The sequence below is a fragment of the Streptomyces angustmyceticus genome (assembly GCF_019933235.1).
GTDB classification, from domain to species: Bacteria; Actinomycetota; Actinomycetes; order Streptomycetales; family Streptomycetaceae; genus Streptomyces; species Streptomyces angustmyceticus.
Map to the genome: position 1 here is coordinate 2,492,464 of NZ_CP082945.1, position 15,527 is coordinate 2,507,990.

General features: G+C 74.3%; 16 protein-coding genes. 7 read left to right on the plus strand and 9 right to left on the minus strand.

Annotated features, from left to right (window positions below; genetic code table 11):
• Positions 1-27 precede the first annotated feature (27 nt).
• Both K7396_RS11220 and K7396_RS11225 read right to left on the minus strand, forming a co-directional pair.
• Positions 28-765: a phosphatase PAP2 family protein gene (locus K7396_RS11220; RefSeq protein ID WP_086721150.1), complete on the minus strand. Its 738-nt coding sequence runs from the start codon at positions 763-765 to the stop codon at positions 28-30.
• Positions 762-1,430 (minus strand): phosphatase PAP2 family protein, encoded by a 669-nt coding sequence (locus K7396_RS11225; protein WP_086721151.1) that lies wholly within the window; start codon positions 1,428-1,430, stop codon positions 762-764. Before K7396_RS11225 ends, K7396_RS11220 begins: the two co-directional genes overlap by 4 nt.
• 113 nt (positions 1,431-1,543) lie before the next feature.
• Here K7396_RS11225 and K7396_RS11230 point away from each other — a divergent pair, with 113 nt between their 5' ends.
• Positions 1,544-1,957, plus strand: a complete 414-nt coding sequence (locus K7396_RS11230; protein ID WP_086721152.1) for a BlaI/MecI/CopY family transcriptional regulator — start codon at positions 1,544-1,546, stop codon at positions 1,955-1,957.
• Between the two features lie 11 nt (positions 1,958-1,968).
• The gene (locus K7396_RS11235; RefSeq protein WP_223659871.1) at positions 1,969-3,024 is read left to right on the plus strand and encodes a M56 family metallopeptidase; all 1,056 of its coding nucleotides are present in this window, start codon (positions 1,969-1,971) and stop codon (positions 3,022-3,024) included.
• A 449-nt stretch (positions 3,025-3,473) separates the two neighbouring features.
• Here K7396_RS11235 and K7396_RS11240 read toward each other — a convergent pair whose 3' ends face one another.
• Positions 3,474-4,973: a sensor histidine kinase gene (locus K7396_RS11240; protein ID WP_086720739.1), complete on the minus strand. Its 1,500-nt coding sequence runs from the start codon at positions 4,971-4,973 to the stop codon at positions 3,474-3,476.
• 1 nt (position 4,974) lies between these two features.
• Positions 4,975-5,742 carry a response regulator transcription factor gene (locus tag K7396_RS11245; protein WP_086720738.1) on the minus strand — a complete coding sequence of 256 codons (768 nt, stop codon included), beginning with the start codon at positions 5,740-5,742 and terminating at the stop codon, positions 4,975-4,977.
• Positions 5,743-5,979: 237 nt separating this feature from the next.
• Between K7396_RS11245 and K7396_RS11250 the strand changes: the two genes are divergently transcribed.
• The 5 genes from K7396_RS11250 to dgt all read left to right on the plus strand — a co-directional run bounded on the left by K7396_RS11250 (position 5,980) and on the right by dgt (position 11,314).
• Complete coding sequence (locus tag K7396_RS11250) at positions 5,980-7,200, plus strand: glycosyltransferase family 4 protein (RefSeq protein WP_086720737.1); 1,221 nt, start codon at positions 5,980-5,982, stop codon at positions 7,198-7,200.
• Positions 7,201-7,579: 379 nt separating this feature from the next.
• Positions 7,580-8,134: a GH25 family lysozyme gene (locus tag K7396_RS11255; protein WP_086720736.1), complete on the plus strand. Its 555-nt coding sequence runs from the start codon at positions 7,580-7,582 to the stop codon at positions 8,132-8,134.
• A gap of 165 nt (positions 8,135-8,299) precedes the next feature.
• Positions 8,300-9,130 (plus strand): ammonia-dependent NAD(+) synthetase, encoded by an 831-nt coding sequence (gene nadE / locus K7396_RS11260; protein ID WP_086720735.1) that lies wholly within the window; start codon positions 8,300-8,302, stop codon positions 9,128-9,130.
• A gap of 427 nt (positions 9,131-9,557) precedes the next feature.
• The gene (locus tag K7396_RS11265) at positions 9,558-9,911 is read left to right on the plus strand and encodes a hypothetical protein (protein WP_152104593.1); all 354 of its coding nucleotides are present in this window, start codon (positions 9,558-9,560) and stop codon (positions 9,909-9,911) included.
• 77 nt (positions 9,912-9,988) lie between these two features.
• Complete coding sequence (gene dgt, locus K7396_RS11270; RefSeq protein WP_223659873.1) at positions 9,989-11,314, plus strand: dGTP triphosphohydrolase; 1,326 nt, start codon at positions 9,989-9,991, stop codon at positions 11,312-11,314.
• Between the two features lie 147 nt (positions 11,315-11,461).
• Here the strand turns inward: dgt and K7396_RS11275 are convergent, their stop codons facing one another.
• The 5 genes from K7396_RS11275 to K7396_RS11295 form a co-directional block, all read right to left on the minus strand.
• Positions 11,462-12,364, minus strand: a complete 903-nt coding sequence (locus K7396_RS11275) for a cytochrome c biogenesis CcdA family protein (RefSeq protein WP_223659875.1) — start codon at positions 12,362-12,364, stop codon at positions 11,462-11,464.
• Positions 12,361-13,146 (minus strand): DsbA family protein, encoded by a 786-nt coding sequence (locus K7396_RS11280; RefSeq protein WP_086721269.1) that lies wholly within the window; start codon positions 13,144-13,146, stop codon positions 12,361-12,363. Before K7396_RS11280 ends, K7396_RS11275 begins: the two co-directional genes overlap by 4 nt.
• A 60-nt stretch (positions 13,147-13,206) precedes the next feature.
• Complete coding sequence (locus K7396_RS11285) at positions 13,207-13,683, minus strand: hypothetical protein (RefSeq protein ID WP_170314276.1); 477 nt, start codon at positions 13,681-13,683, stop codon at positions 13,207-13,209.
• Positions 13,684-13,881: 198 nt separating this feature from the next.
• Positions 13,882-14,409 (minus strand): ATP-binding protein, encoded by a 528-nt coding sequence (locus K7396_RS11290; RefSeq protein ID WP_086719564.1) that lies wholly within the window; start codon positions 14,407-14,409, stop codon positions 13,882-13,884.
• Between the two features lie 277 nt (positions 14,410-14,686).
• Positions 14,687-15,454 (minus strand): enoyl-CoA hydratase/isomerase family protein, encoded by a 768-nt coding sequence (locus K7396_RS11295; protein WP_086719563.1) that lies wholly within the window; start codon positions 15,452-15,454, stop codon positions 14,687-14,689.
• Positions 15,455-15,527: the final 73 nt, after the last annotated feature.

The following is a 15,527-nucleotide window of genomic DNA, read 5'->3' on the forward strand; positions in this document are numbered from 1 at the left end:
GGAAGACCTGGGCCGATCGTCAGCTCTTCATGGGAATGGCCGTGACGAGGGGCGTGCGCCGGGCCGGGTGGGGCGGTCGCGTTCTGGCAGGGCGAGCGGCTCCAGGAGCAGCGCGAGGGCGAGCAGGGCGGCCGCCAGCAGCCAGCCGCCCAGGACGTCGCCCGGCCAGTGGACGCCCAGGTAGACGCGGGTGAGACCGACCCCGGCGGCCCAGAGCGCGAGCACCGCGCACCAGGTGCGCGCCACGCCGGGGCGGGCGAACCGGGCGATGCCCCAGGCCAGGATGCCGGCCGCCAGCGCGGAGGTGGTGGCGTGGCCGGAGGGGAACGCGTAGCCGGAGGCGTGCGCGGCCCAGTCGGCGGCAGGCGGGCGGGGGCGGGCGAGCAGTTCCATCAGGCCGTAGCGGATCGCCTGGCCGGCGGCGAGGACGGCGACGGCGCAGAGCACCGCGCGCAGCCGGCCCGCCGCGCCCCGCCCGGCCAGCAGGCCGGCGAGCACCACCAGCAGATAGGGCACCGGTCCGCTGCCGGTGGCGGTGAGCGCGCGGGCCAGGGAGCGCAGGGGCTCGCCGTGGTGGGCGGTCGACCAGCGAAGGGCGGCGCGTTCGGGGGCGAGCGGGGTCCCCTGGCGCAGGGACACGGTGAGCGCCACGGCGGCGAAGAGCGCGGCGCACACGGCGGCGAGGAGCAGCAGCGGGACGGTGCCGGGGCGCCGACGCGGGGCGGTGGGCGGCACCGGCGTCGCGGCCGGCCCGGACGCCGTCACCGCGCGGCCACCAGGGGGCGCAGCCGGGAGGCCCGGATCCGGTCGACGGCGGGGGCCGCGCGCCGGGCGAGCGGGATGAGCCCCCGGGCGACCAGCGCGCCGACGGCCAGACCGGCGACGGCGTCGTGCGGGTAGTGCGCACCGACCCAGACGCGCGAGGCCGCCATCAGGAGCGCGGCCGGTACGGCGATCCGGCCCAGTTGCCGGTCGCACAGCAGCAGGGCGACCGCGGCCGCCGCGGCGAGGGTGGCGTGGTTGCTGGGGAAGGACCAGTCGCCGGGCCCGGGGCAGGGCTGGAGGGTGGCCGCGGCCAGCGTCCGGCAGGGGCGTTCCTCGCCGAAGAGGGCCTTGACCAGGTCGTCGACGAGGAACGCGGCGATCACGACGACGGGGGCGGCCAGCGCCAGGGCCATGGCACCGGAGCCGCCGTTGCGCGCCCGCCACCAGCCGATCAGCATCAGCACGGCGAAGAGGACGAGCCCGTAGTCGCTCCAGTAGGACACGAGGGTGTTCAGGCCGTGCGGGACGTGCCGGACGAGTCCGGTGATCCACAGGTACGGGCCGCCGTCGATCGAGGCTCCCCCGAGGGCGAGAGGGTCGGCCCCGCGCCCGTCCACGACCTGCGAGACCGCTGTCACCTGCGAAGACGCTGCGGCTGCAGACATGTCGGCGGACCCTCCCATAATGGTTGCGGGCCTGCCCTCGGAACGGCCCGGCCGACTACAGTCACGTAGACGGTCTACGTGACTGTAGATGACGAAGTGGTGAAGGGCGTTCCATGTCGGAGACATCACCCGCGCAGCGGCGCCCGTCCGGTGAGCTGGAGGCGAGCGTCCTCGCGGCGCTCTGGGCGGCCGACGGGCCGCTCAGCCCCGCCGAGGTGCAGAGCGCCCTCGGCGGCCGCCTCGCGCGGACCACCGTCACCACGATCCTCACCCGGCTGCACGACAAGGGGGCGGCCTCCCGCTCCCGGGCCGGCCGCGGCTTCGCCTACTCCCCCATACAGGACTCCGCGGGCCTGACCGCCCGGCGGATGCGCAGCGAACTCGACAAACAGGACGACCGCAACACCGCCCTCGCCCGCTTCGTCTCCCAGCTGACCAGCGAGGACGAACAGTTGCTGCGGACCCTCCTGGACGCCGCGGACGACACCCCCCAGCGGCCGGGAACCGGCCCGCAGGCCGCTCCCTGAACCGCCCCGCCATGATCTTCGCCGTCTGGATCCCCCTGCTGATGCCGCTGCTCGCGGTGCCGGCCGCCCGCCGCCTGGCCCGGTCGCTGCCGCCGCGCGCCGCGGCCTGGCTGCTGACCGGCTGCGCGGTCGCACTGGCCGCCTGTACGACCACGGCGCTCGTCCTGCTGCTGACCGCCGGCGCGCTGCGGCTGCCACAGGTCGCCGCCCTGGACCACCTCGCCCTGCCGCTGCCCGGCGGCGATCCGGCCGTGTCCCTCCCCACGGCCGGTGCCGCCGCCGCACTGCTCACCGCCGCCGCGCTCGGCGCCGTCCGCCGCGCCCGGCGCCACCACACCGAACTGCGCGCCGCACGGCGCGCCACCGGCGCCCACCCCACCGCAGGCGACCTGTGCGTCCTGCCCGACGACGCGCCCGATGCCTACGCCCTGCCCGGCCGGCCGGGCCGGGTGGTCGTCACCGCCGGGATGCTGCGGGCCCTGCCCCCGGACGAACGCGAGGCGCTGTTCGCCCACGAACGGGCCCACCTCGCGGGCCGCCACCACCTCTTCCTGCTCACGGCCGCGCTCGCCGCGGTCTGCCACCCGCTGCTCCGGTTCCTGCACGCGCCGCTCGCCTACGCCCTGGAGCGGTGGGCCGACGAATCGGCCGCGGCACGGGTGGGGGACCGCCGCCTCACGGCCCGTGCCATCGGCCGCGCCGCGCTCGCCACCCGCCCCGCCCCGGCCTCGCACCGCCCCCGCACCGTCCTCGCCGCGACGGCCGGCCCCGTCCCCCACCGGGTCGCCGCCCTGCTGGCCCCCGAACCATCCGCGGCCCCAGCCGCGCGCACGACCGCCCTCCACGGCCGCCGCCTGCTCGCCGCCACCGCCCTGCTCGCCTGCCTGGGCATATCCGCGGCCTCCACCATGGACGCGGCGACGGATCTCCACGAGGACGCTGCGCTTGGCTCTTTTCCCACGTCTTCGGCATTCCGCTGCGCTTTGCCGCCGGCCCACGTGGCTGGCTTTCCCGCCGTGGCGCCTGCGGCGGGCCGGGTCCGCTGCGCGGGGCTGTGGGTGCGGTGACGGGCCGGAGGGGCCTGGTGTGTGGACTGCTTCGCTTTACGTCCACACACCAGGCCCCTCCGGCCCGTCACCTCCCGTGGTGAGAGTGAGTACAGGTGGGGGCGGGCGTCGATCACAGCCAACTCCCCGCGCCGCAGCCATTTCCCTATGCCCACGGCCGTTTCCCCACGTCCACAACGCGCACCGGACCACCGAGGTCCACCCCCACCGGCCTTTCACCCACCCACCCACGGGAGGGGACGGGCCGGAGCGGGTGGGGGTGTCCGGACGTAAAGCGAAGCAGTCCGGACACCCCCACCCGCGCAGGCCCGTCACCGCACCCCGACAGCCCCGCGCAGCGGACCCGGCCCGCCGCAGGCGCAACGCCGGGCGCACCCGCGCAGCGGGGCGAAACACGGCGAGCAACAACCACGGCGGAAAAGCCAAAAACGTGGGAAAAAAGCCAAGCGCTAAGCGTTCGTGCCGACGGTGAACCCGAGCGTCGCCCCACCCCCCGGCCGCCGCGCGGCGAACGCGTGGCCGCCGTGGGCGGTGGCGATCTCGCGGACGATGGCGAGGCCGAGGCCGGAGCCGGGCAGGCCGCGGGCGGCGGCTGCCCGGTAGAAGCGGTCGAAGACGCGGGTGAGGTCGGCGTCGGCGATGCCGGGGCCACGGTCCAGGACCTCGATGCGGGCGCCGGTGACGACGACCTCGATCGGCTCGGTGCCGCCGGCGTCGAATTTGGCGGCGTTCTCCAGGAGGTTGGTGACCGCGCGGTGCAGGGCGGCGGGGCGGCCCTCGACCACCGCCGGGCTCACGGTCCGTACGGTGATCTCCCGGCCGGTGCGGCGGCGGGCCGAGGCGGTCGCCTTCTCCGCGACCTCGGCGAGGTTCACGTCCGAGAGCGGGTCGTCGTCGCGCTGTCCGGCCGCCAGGTCGACCAGTTCGTTGACCAGGTCGCTGAGTTCCCTGGCCTCGCCCGCCAGGTCGGCCAGCAGCTCCTCGCGGGCGTCCGGCGGCAGCTCGTCGAACCGTTTCAGCAGCGAGATGTTCGTACGGAGCGAGGTCAGCGGGGTGCGCAGTTCGTGGCCGGCGTCCTGGACGAGGCGCTGCTGGTCCTGGACGGCGCTGGCGAGCCGGCCGAGCATGTCGTCGAAGGCCCGTCCTAGGCGGGCGACCTCGTCGCGTCCCGCCACCGGGACCGGGACGTCCAGCCGTCCGTGCTCCGCCACGTTCTCGGCGACCGAGGTCAGCCGCACCAGCCGGCCGGTGATCCGGCGCGCCAGCCACCAGCCGCCGGCGCCGGACAGCGCGATGACCGCGGCGGCCAGCAGGGCGGTGCGCTGCTGGAGCGCGGAGAGCAGGTCCTCGGTCTCGCTGAACTTCTGCGCGACCTGTACGGCGCCCCGGCCGCCGCCGAGCGCCACGGTCGCCACGTGGTACTCCTCGTCGCCGATCTCCGCCTCCCGCTCGGCGTACCGTCCGGCGCGCGCGTCGTCGGCGATCCGGCGTTCCCCGTCACCGGCCGGGAGGGCCGGGCGTCCCGGTTCCACGATCCGGCCGCCGGCACCCAGGATCTGCACATCGGTACGGGTGGGGCGGGTGAGGTCGTCGCGCGGGCCGTCGTGGTCCGGGTCGACGGTGGTGTAGTCGGCGGGCTGGAACGGCTTTTCCTGGACCTGTGTGCGCAGATCCCGTACGACCTGCGAGAACACCGACTTCTCGTCGACCCGTACCAGGCGGGCCGCGGCGTCGTAGCTGAGGAACCCGACCAGGACGGTCACCGCGGCCGTCCCCGTGGCGAACGCCATCGCGACGGCGGTGCGCAGGCTGGCGGGCTTCCGCGTGCGCAGCCAGGCGGCCGAGCCGCCGCGGCGCCAGGAGCCCGCCCGGGCCCGCAGCCGGGCCCGCAGCCGGCGGCCGGGCCGGGTGCGGGGCCCGGTCCCGGACCGGTCGCGGGGTGCGGCCATCTCAGTCCTCCCGCAGCACGTAACCGACGCCCCGCACCGTGTGGATCAGCGGCCGGCTGCCCGGGACGTCGACCTTGCGCCGCAGATAGCCCACGTACACCGCGAGGTTCTTCGAGCCGGGACCGAAGTCGTAGCCCCAGATCCGGTCGTAGATCGTCGAATGGTCCAGGACGATCCCGGCGTTGCGGACCAGCAGTTCCAGCAGCTCGAACTCGGTGCGGGTCAGCTCCAGCTCGCGCTCGCCGCGCCAGGCGCGGCGCGAGGGCCCGTCGATCCGCAGGTCCGCGGCCTCGACGACGCCGCTGTCCGCCACCCGCGCGTCGTACGCCTCCCCGGCCCCCTCGCCCTCGTCCGTCACGGCCGGAGCGGCGCCCGCGCCGCCCTCGTCCGCCGGCGCGCCCGCCGTCGTCCGCCGCAGCAGCGCCCGCAGCCGGGCGAAGACCTCCTCGACCTCGAACGGCTTGACCACGTAGTCGTCGGCGCCGGCGTCCAGACCGGCGATCCGGTCCGCGGTCTCGACCCGCGCGGTGAGCATCAGGATCGGGGTGCGGTCCTGCTCGGCCCGCAGCACCTGGCACACCTGCAGCCCGTCGATCCCCGGCATCATCACGTCCAGCAGGATCACGTCGGGCCGCTCGCGGTGGGCGGCGGCGAGCGCCTGGATGCCGTCGGCGACGGCGGTGACCTCGTACCCCTCCAGGGTCAGGGCACGTTCCAGCGCGGTGCGGATGGGACGGTCGTCCTCGGCGAGCAGTACGGAATGGGTCACCCGGCAAGTCTGCCAAGGTCACGGAGGTGCGGCGGCGGGCGGCGGGGCGGGCACCGGCTTTCTTACCGGGATCTCACCCGCGGTTCTTACCGGGCTCTCACCCTCGCCACGCCATCGGCTTACCCCTTGCCGCCACGGTGGCCCGGTGCCGGACGGGCCGGTCGCGGAGACCCCGCCGCGAGCGTACCGGCCGGTCGGGACGACTCGGCACATCTCGGGGAAGAAGCACGACACCGTATGAAGATCACCCTCCTGCTGCACAACGCCTACGCCATCGGCGGCACCGTCCGCACCACCTTCAACCTCGCGGCCGCGCTCGCCGGCCGGCACGACGTCGAGATCGTCTCGATGCAGCGGCACCGCGAGGTCCCGCGCTTCACCCTGGACCCCCGGGTGCGGCTGGTGCCGCTGGTGGACACCCGCGTCGGCAGCGAGGACATGGCCGATCCGCTGTTCGGCGAGCCCGCGCAGGACTTCCCGCTCGCCGAGAAGCGGCACCACCAGTACAGCCGGCTGATCGACGTACGGGCCGCGGAGTACCTGCGCGGCAGCGACGCCGACGTGCTGATCGGCACCCGGCCCGGCATCAATGTCTACCTGGCCCGCTTCGGCCCCCGCCGGGCGCTGCGGATCGCCCAGGAACACCTCCGCCACGACGCCCACAGCAAGCGGCTCCGGGCCGAACTCGCCCGGCACTACCGGACGCTGGACGCCCTGGTCACCACGACCGAGGCGGACGCGGCCGTCTACCGCGCGCGGATGCCGCTGCCCGGCGTGCGGGTCCTGGCCGTGCCCAACATCGTGCCCGCGCCGGCCGGGCCGCCGTCCGAGGGCACCGCGAAGGTGATCGCCGCGGCCGGCCGGCTGGTCCGCGGCAAGCGCTTCGACCTGCTGATCGAGGCGTTCTCCGCGGTCGCCGCCAAGCACCCCGACTGGCGGCTGCGAATACACGGCGGCGGCGCCGAGCGCGCCCGGCTCCAGGAGCTGATCGACGGGCTCGGTCTGGGCGACCGGGCGGAGCTGACCGGGCCGCGCTCCCCGATCGAGGCGGAGTTCGCCAAGGCGTCGATCGTCGCCTCGGCCTCGGACGCCGAGTCCTTCGGCATGACCCTCGTCGAGGCGATGCGCTGCGGCGTGCCCGTCGTCAGCACCGACTGCCCGCTGGGCCCGGCCGAGATCATCCACGACGGTACGGACGGGCTGCTGGTGCCGCGCGGCGACGGCCAGGCCCTGACCGGCGCCCTCCTGCGGCTCATCGAGGACCCGCAGGGCCGCCACACGATGGCCCGGGCCGCGCTGGAGAGCTCGCACCGCTACGACCCGGAGCCGATCGCCGGGCGCTACGAGGACCTCTTCGGGGAACTCCGGTCGACGCGCGGCAGCCGCGCCCTGCGGCGCACCCTCGGCCGCGTCCGGCCCCGCGCCCGGCGGCTGGTGCGGCGGATCACACGGCGCTGATCCCGCTGCCCCGGACGGCGGGGCCGGTCCGGTCGGCGGAACCGGCCCCGCCGCAACTTGACCGCGGCTCAAGGAACTTCCCGTCCACGATCTGGCGCCCCCGGTGGCAAACATGCTGAACTGCTGGAACGAGACTGCTTCGCACGCAGGAACGCCGGTCCACGGAAAGCCCGATCACCGCACCGCGATCACTCACCCCCACCCCCCCAATCCCGATCACCGATTCCTGAACACCGAATCCGACCGTCGAATCCCGACCGTCGAATCCCGAGCACCGAATCCCGGTCACACCGGAAACGCCCGGCACCGCTGCAACGCAGTTGACGTTTCGAGCAGTTGACGCTTCGAATCCGCAGGTCCGATCGGCAGGAGGCCGTTCATGCTGCATGGTGTCGATGTCAGCGCCTACAACACCTCGTACTCCGCCGAGGGGCTGGACTTCGTTTTCGTCAAGGCCACCGAAGGCCGCTCCTACATCAATCCGCACCAGTCCGCGCAGGCGTCAAAGGCCCGTAAAGCGGGCTGCGTGGTCGGCTTCTACCACTTCCTCTGGCCGGGGAACATCGCCGCCCAGGCGAAATACTTCGTCGAGAAATGCGCATCCGTGCAGGGTGATCTCCTCGCCTGCGACTGGGAGCGCACCGGCGAGGGGACCTACGCGAGCAATGCGCAAAAGGACCAGTTCCTGAAGGAGGTGAAGCGGCTGCGCCCCACCCACCGGGTGGTGCTCTACTGCAACCGCGATTTCTGGCTGCACCACGACACCACCTCCTACGCGGCCGACGGCCTGTGGATCGCCGACTACGTCTCCGCCGGGCATCCGCGGATCAAGGCGAAATGGCGCTTCCACCAGTACACCGACCAGCCGCTGGACAAGGACGTCGCGGACTTCTCGACCAAGGCCGCCCTCCAGAAGTGGGCGCGCCCGGCATAAGGTTTCCTCTCGGCGCACCTTTGCGCGCCGACAGAGACCGCGCCGCCGCGGAGGAGAACACCCTGCGCGGTCGGCCGGGGAACAGTGCGTCACCGTCGCCGCGCTGTTGCCGCCACGGCGTGGCGCGGCACGAGAAGCAGCAGCACGAGAACACGAGGAGCAGCCGTGACCGACCCGGCGTCCAAGGCCCTGCAGCAGGAGATCGCCCGGGATCTCCAGGTGACCGCGTCCTTCGACGCCGAGCAGGAGATCGAGCGCCGGGTGGCCTTCCTCACGGAGCGCCTGACCTCCACGGGCCTGCGCTCGCTGGTCCTGGGGATCAGCGGCGGCGTCGACTCCACGACCACCGGCCGGCTCTGCCAGCTCGCCGTGGAGCGGGCCCGCGCCGCCGGGCACGAGGCGACGTTCTACGCGATGCGGCTGCCGTACGGCGTCCAGGCGGACGAGAAGGACGCCCAGCGGGCGCTGGAGTTCATCCGCGCCGACCGCGAGCTGACCGTCGACATCCGCCCGGCCAGCGATGCCGCGCTGCAGGCCGCGGTGGACGGCGGGCTCGTCTTCCGCGACGCCCACCACCAGGACTTCGTCCAGGGCAACATCAAGGCGCGCCAGCGCATGATCGCGCAGTACGCGGTCGCGGGCGCCCATGACGGCCTGGTCGTGGGCACCGACCACGCGGCCGAGGCGGTCTCCGGCTTCTTCACCAAGTTCGGTGACGGCGCGGCCGACGTGGTGCCGCTCACCGGCCTGACCAAGCGCCGGGTGCGCGCGGTGTCGGCGGCGCTGGGCGCCCCCGCCGAGCTGGTGCAGAAGGTGCCGACGGCCGACCTGGAGACCCTCGACCCCGGCAAGCCGGACGAGGACGCGCTCGGTGTGAGCTACGACCAGATCGACGACTTCCTGGAGGGCGAGCCGGTCGACGCCGCAGCCGCCGAGGCCATCGTCCGCCGCTACCGCCTCACCGAGCACAAGCGGGCGCTGCCGATCGCTCCCTGAGGGCGCGGCGGCAGGCGGGTCGCCGGGGGCTGGCCAGGGCTTTTCATCGGCCGCTGGCGCACTCCGGCGGACCTCGGCCCGGCGACTCCCGCCCGGCGGTTCCGGCCCGACGGCTCACCGCCGCGGGCTCCGGCCCGGTGGTCTCAACCGGCCGCTCGGCTCTCCCCCGCCCCCTCCCCCTCTCCCCCTTCGGGGGAGGGGGCGGGGGGTGGGTTCGGGGGTGGGGGGCGGCACCCCGCCTCGTCTCGCCCGGTCCCGCCCCGCCCCGTCTCGCCCGGCCCCGCCCCGTCTCGTCATGGACCGGCAAGACGACCGTCATCGTCCCGGTGCTAAATCATGGGCGTGAGCGGGCATGCATCCGGCCATGGGAAGCCGCCAAGTGCGATCGGAAGATCAACTGTCAGTGGGTCCGCCTACGCTCCGAGGCATGGGTTACGCAAACCTGCGCGAACTCCAGAACGCGCTGACCACCGCCTCCGACCTTGCCTCGTCCCTGCAGTCCGCGCCGACCCGGCGCGACGCGGACCAGCTCGTCGACGTCCTCCGGCAAGCCCTGACCGCCGCCAGCTCGCTGGGCGCGGACACCGGCCCGACCGGCTGCGCCATACATCCCCATGGCGCGGTCGACCCGCTCCACGGCGACCCGGAAGATCCGCTCCCGCCGGGCTACGGCAAGTGCCTGCTCTGCAACGACCGCCGCCGCCGGGCCGACGCCCACCCGACGCACGCCCGCCCGCACGCCCGTCCGCATCCGCGCTGGCGGCGCCGGGTGGGCGCGTAGGGCACATCCGCACTGGCGGCAGGCCCCCGGACCGACCGGCCGTCCCCCGCCCCGCGGCGCAGGACTACGATCCGCGCATGCGACCTGCCACATACAGCGACGAGGACCTCGAACAGCACTCCCTCCGGCGGCGGGTGCCCGACGACGGGCAGCGGTCCGGCTTCGAGCACGACGTCGACCGGATCCTGTACTCGACCCAGTGGCGGGCGCTGGCCGGCAAGAGCCAGGTGGTGGCGAGCGCCGAGCTGGGCGCGTACCACACCCGGCTGACCCACTCGATGAAGGTCGCGCAGCTCGGGCGGCGGATGGCGGAGCGGCTGGAGCGCCGGTACGGCGGGCCGAACCCGGCGCTCGTCGAGGCGGCGTGCATGGCCCACGACATCGGCCATCCGCCCTTCGGGCACGCGGGCGAGCTGGCGCTGCGCGCCACGATGGACGAGCTGCACTTCACCGACGGTGTGCTGGACAGCTTCGAGGGCAACGCGCAGACCCTGCGGGTGCTGACCTTCCTCGCCGCCCACAAGTACCCGGGCCACCGCGGGCTGCATCTGACCCGCGCCTGTCTGGACGCCGCCACCAAGTACCCGTGGGAGCGGGCGCCCGTCGACCAGGACCCGGCGCGGCATGTGAAGTGGGGGGTGTACGTCGCCGACCGGGAGGCGTTCGCCTGGGTGCGGGCGGGCCGTACGGACACCGCCGTGCCGGTCGAGGAGCAGGTCATGGACTGGGCGGACGATGTCACCTACGCCTGCCACGACGTGGAGGACTTCTACCGTACGGGCCTGATTCCGCTGGCCGCGCTGTTCCCGCCGGACGGTGCCGCGGGCGCCGACACCGAGCGGGAGACCCGCCGCTTCCTGGACTACGTCGAGGCGAAGCGGGCCCGGGAGGGCGCGGCCTTCGACCGTGCGGCGGCGCTGGTGATGATGGCGGACATCGGCAAGCGGCTGGCGGTGCCCGCCCCGTACAGCGGCAGCCATGAGGACGCGGTCGCGGTCAACCGCCGCACCGCCGATCTGATCTCGTACTTCACCCGCGGGATCGAGCTGGAGGTGGGCGGCACCGCGGCCATCCGCTACGGGGCGCGCCTGGTGATCCCCCAGGAGCGGCGGGACGCCTGCGATCTGCTCAAGGAGCTGGTGTGGTGCTACGTCATCGACCGCCCCGCGCTCGCCACCCAGCAGCACGGCAAGCGGCGGGTGGTCAGCGAGCTGCTGCGCTGGTCCTATGACGCGCCCGAGCTGCTGCCTCCGGACCGCGCCGAGGAGCTGGCGCTGCACGGTGACCGGCTGCGCGCCGCCGCCGACCATGTCGCCTCGCTGACCGAGGACCAGGCGCTGGCCCTGCACCGCCGGCTGTCCGGCACCGGCCTGGGCTCGGTCAACGACAACGTGTGGCTGTGAGTCGTCGATGAGTCGGTGAGCCCGGGCGGGGCGGGAGTCCGGCGCCGTTCCGCGAACGGCCCGGTCCCGCCCCCGGCCACGGCGCGCCCCCGGCCGCGGCGCACCCGCGGCGCACGCCTCCCCGGACGGCGGAGGACCGGCCCCGCCCTAGTCGGCCCCGCCCCGCGACCGCCCGGCCCCGTCCGACGACCGCTCCGCCCCCTCCGGCAGCGGATCGCCACCGCCCTCGGCCTTCTTCTCCGGGCGGAGCGCGATGCGCCCGAGCACCGCGGCGACGAGCAGGGCGGCGACCGCGATCAGCGCGTAGTCCGGTACGGCGTTGCCGACGCGCGCCGCCCATTCCTCGGCCCGGAACTCGTCGTCCGCGTCGAGGATTCCGGGCAGCGCGCTGGTCCCGTTGAAGCGCAGGAACAGTACGCCGATGCCGATGAAGAACAGCCCGGACAGCACCGAGGTGGTGTGCAGCCGCAGCTTGCCGAGGCGGAACGCACGGCCGCGCAGCCAGCCGCGGCTGCCGAGCTTGCAGCGGTCCCACAGCAGGGCCAGCACGAACAGCGGCAGCGCCATGCCCAGCGCGTAGACGGCGAGCATCGAGGCGCCGTACACCGGTGAGCCGCTGACCGCCGTCACCGTCAGCACCGCGCCGAGAATCGGCCCCGCGCAGAAGCCGGCGAGCCCGTAGACGCAGCCGAGCAGGAAGGTGGAGACGGCCGACCGCGGGGTGATCCGCGCGGCGGCGGCCTGGGCGCGCCGGGAGGCGAAGCCCAGGCCGAGGATCTGGGCGAGGCCCATCGCGATGACGACCCAGCCGCCGACGGCGATCAGCAGGTCGCGGTGGCCGTTGAACAGCCGGCTGGCCGCCGTACTGGCCGCGCCGAGCGGGACGAGGGTGGTGGCGAGCCCCAGATAGAACACCCCGGTGCGGGCCACCAGCCGGCCGGGCGTGGAGAGGGAGTAGGCGAAGAACGCCGGCAGCAGCAGCGCGCTGCACGGGCTGAGCAGTGCCAGCGCACCGCCGAGGAACGCCGCGAGGTAGCCGATGTCGTTCATTCCCCGGCCCCCTTGGCCGCGGGTCCGTGCTTGGCCGCCCGTGCCGCGGCGTCCTCGATGCCCTGCGCGAAGACCTCGGCGGGCTGGGCGCCGGCGACCGGGCGGCCGTTGATGAGGAAGGACGGCGTGGACTGCACGCCGAGCTGGTAGCCCTCGGCCTGGTCCTTCTTCAGGGCGCGCTCGGCGTCCGCGCTTTTCATGTCGCTGCGGAACTTGTCGATGTCGGGCACCCCGCCGGCGCGGGCCAGCTCGACGAGCTTGTCCTCGGCCAGCGCCTTGCCCTTGCGGGTCTTGGCGTACAGCTCGTCGTGGAGCTGCCAGAACTTGCCCTGCTGTCCCGCGGCCCAGGAGGCGCGGGCGGCCCGCTCGGAGTCGGCGCCGAAGACGGTGAAGTTGCGGAACTCGATGCGCAGGGTGCCCTTGTCGACGAACTTCTTGATCAGTGCGGGCTGGGTCTCGCGGGTGAAGCGGCCGCAGAACGAGCACTGGTAGTCGGCGTACTCGACCAGGACCACCGGGGCGTCCTTCTTGCCGACGGCCAGCGGGTCGCCGTCCTGGCGCCGGTTGGTCTGCTTGGCGAGGTCGTCGAAGACCTTCTGCTGTGCGGGGTCTTCCTCGGGCCCGGCGGAGGCGGCGGCCTCCGGGGCGCCGGTGCGGCCGGTGCCGCGGTCGCCCTCGACGGACGTGCCGACGGCGACCCCGATGGCGATGACGGCCACGACGAGGGCGATGACCGCGCCGATGGCGGCCAGTTTGCGGGTGGGAGAGGCGGAAACGGGCATGCGGAAGCTCCAGACGTACCAAAAGGGGGAAAGACAGGCCGTGTGCGTCGGGGCAGCGGCCTATATCCGCAGTACGGGCAGGAGCGGGGTGCGGTCGCGGGCGGGCGCGCTGTCGGTCGGCGGCCGGGCGAGCGCGAACTGCGCGGGGAGGTCGGCGGCGAGCGGCCCCGGGCCGGTGGTGGCGGGGGCGAGGGGCTCGCCGCGGTGCTGCGAGGGCGGCGGGGCGGACTCGGCGGGCCCCGGGGCGTGCCGGTCCGAGCACCTCTTGGGCCCCTGGGCCACGGTGATCGGGGCGTCGGGGTCGAGCCGCGGACCGCTGCCGGCGGCCGCCGGGCGCGCCGGAGCGTCCCGGTCCGCCGGGGTCCCGGCTTCCGGGGCGGCCTGGGCCGCGCCGTCGGCCCGCCATGCCGCGGCGGTCGTCGCCGTCCGGCCCTGCGACCAGGTCTGATCGCCGCCGGCGCGGCACAGCAGCGGCCCGAAGGCGACGGTGAGGAGGAGCAGCAGCGTCAGCGCGGCCGACCGGCGCACGTGGTGCATGTCCCTCCTCTCCGTCCCTCGCGCGAGCATGAACAACCCATCCTACGGATCGTCACGGCGCACGCGGAGCACCGACCGGGCCCCAGGAACGTCGGGCGGAGACCGCCGGGCCGGGCGGGCGGACGGCCTGGCCGGGGCGGGGAGACGCCCGCCCGGCGCGGCCGCCTCTCGGCGGAGCGGCCTCGGCGGGGCCGTCGCTCAGCGGTCGGCGATCCGCATCTCGAACCAGGTGGTCTTGCCGCGGGGCAGCAGGTCCACGCCCCAGCGGTCGGAGAGCTTGTCGACGAGGAAGAGGCCGCGGCCGCTGGTGTCCATCGCCTGGACCGGCATGAGGCAGGGCAGGCCGCGGGACGGGTCGCGCACCTCGACGCGGATCCAGCCGCGGCGGCGGAGCATCCGCAGCCCGAAGGTGCGGGCGCCGGTGTGACGTACGGCGTTGCCGACGAGTTCGGAGACCAGCAGTACGGCGTGCTCGGCGAGCTGGGGCGTGAGGGACCACTGATTGAGGAGCACGGCGGCGGTCAGGCGGCGGGCGATGCCGGCGGACTGGGGGCGCGAGGGCAGCCGGACCTCGCCGAGGGCCGGGTCGCCGACCAGGTCGAGTGCCGCGAAGAGCGGTGCGCCGGGTGCCGGTGCGGTGCCGTCGTCCGGACCGGGGATGCCCCATCCCGCGGCGGCCGGATCGCTCCGCGGCCGCGGCTGCTCCATTCCTTCGAGGCCCGCCATGTCCCCCATCATGGCCGCTGGGGGACGCCCACGGGGGCGGAACCGACGTAATCGATTGTCCGGAATCGTCGGTTCCAGGCCCCCGTCGGGACATATGCCAACGGCAGTTAAGGTTCCGGTGCGGCCGGGCTGACCTGCGACGACACCCGGCCCCGCGAGCGGGCCGCCGGGCTCGTCAACAAGGTTGCCTTAAGGCGCAATTAAGCCGTTCCGCGTTCGCCCACACGAGGCATTGCACCCGGCCCAAACCTCAGGCGTACCGTCAACAACAGCCGATTCAGAGGAACTTGGCCTTGCCGGGCCCTTCCTCCACGAAGCTGCGCATGCCGGTCTCCCGGTCCTCGGTCGCGAACAGCCCGGCGAACCAGTTGCGTTCGATCGTCAGCCCGGTGTCGATGTCGGTCTCCAGGCCGCCGTCAACGGACTCCTTGGCGGCCCGCAGCGCGAGGGCGGGGCCGGCGGCCAGCCGTGCGGCCCAGGCGTGCGCCTGCTCGTAGACCTCCGCGGCCGGCACCACCCGGTCGACCAGGCCGAGGGCGAGCGCCTCGTCGGCCTTCACATGACGGCCGGTGAAGATCAGGTCCTTGGCCTTGGAGGGGCCCACCAGCCGCGCCAGCCGCTGGGTGCCGCCGGCTCCGGGGATCAGGCCCAGCAGGATCTCGGGCTGGCCGAGCTTGGCGTTGTCGCCGGCGATCCGGAAGTCGGCGCAGAGCGCCAACTCGCAGCCGCCGCCCAGCGCGTAGCCGGTGATCGCGGCGACCACCGGCTTGGGGATGCGGGCCACGGCGGTGAACGAGTCCTGCAGGGCCTTGGAGCGCACGACCATGGCCGGGTGGTCCATGGCCTGCATCTCCTTGATGTCCGCGCCGGCCGCGAACACCTTCTCGCCGCCCCAGACGACGACGGCGCGCACGTCGTCGCGGCGGGTGACCTCCTCGGCCAGCTCGCGCAGCCGGTCCTGGGTGGCGATGTCCAGTGCGTTCATCGGCGGACGGTCCAGGCGGATGGTGCCGACGCCGTCGGCGACCTCGAGATTCACAGTCATGCGGGCAGGTTAGTACGCGTTAACGGCATCGGGCCCGGTGCACTCCGTCACAGTGCACCGGGCCCGCTCGCCT

Coding starts and splice junctions, on each gene's coding strand:
- K7396_RS11225 (WP_086721151.1), bottom strand. CDS start 1,430: ATGTCTGCAGCCGCAGCGTCTTCGCAGGTGACAGCGGTCTCGCAGGTC.
- K7396_RS11230 (WP_086721152.1), top strand. CDS start 1,544: ATGTCGGAGACATCACCCGCGCAGCGGCGCCCGTCCGGTGAGCTGGAG.
- K7396_RS11235 (WP_223659871.1), top strand. CDS start 1,969: ATGATCTTCGCCGTCTGGATCCCCCTGCTGATGCCGCTGCTCGCGGTG.
- K7396_RS11240 (WP_086720739.1), bottom strand. CDS start 4,973: ATGGCCGCACCCCGCGACCGGTCCGGGACCGGGCCCCGCACCCGGCCC.
- K7396_RS11250 (WP_086720737.1), top strand. CDS start 5,980: ATGAAGATCACCCTCCTGCTGCACAACGCCTACGCCATCGGCGGCACC.
- K7396_RS11255 (WP_086720736.1), top strand. CDS start 7,580: ATGCTGCATGGTGTCGATGTCAGCGCCTACAACACCTCGTACTCCGCC.
- K7396_RS11265 (WP_152104593.1), top strand. CDS start 9,558: ATGGGTTACGCAAACCTGCGCGAACTCCAGAACGCGCTGACCACCGCC.
- dgt (WP_223659873.1), top strand. CDS start 9,989: ATGCGACCTGCCACATACAGCGACGAGGACCTCGAACAGCACTCCCTC.
- K7396_RS11275 (WP_223659875.1), bottom strand. CDS start 12,364: ATGAACGACATCGGCTACCTCGCGGCGTTCCTCGGCGGTGCGCTGGCA.
- K7396_RS11280 (WP_086721269.1), bottom strand. CDS start 13,146: ATGCCCGTTTCCGCCTCTCCCACCCGCAAACTGGCCGCCATCGGCGCG.
- K7396_RS11285 (WP_170314276.1), bottom strand. CDS start 13,683: ATGCACCACGTGCGCCGGTCGGCCGCGCTGACGCTGCTGCTCCTCCTC.
- K7396_RS11290 (WP_086719564.1), bottom strand. CDS start 14,409: ATGGCGGGCCTCGAAGGAATGGAGCAGCCGCGGCCGCGGAGCGATCCG.
- K7396_RS11295 (WP_086719563.1), bottom strand. CDS start 15,454: ATGACTGTGAATCTCGAGGTCGCCGACGGCGTCGGCACCATCCGCCTG.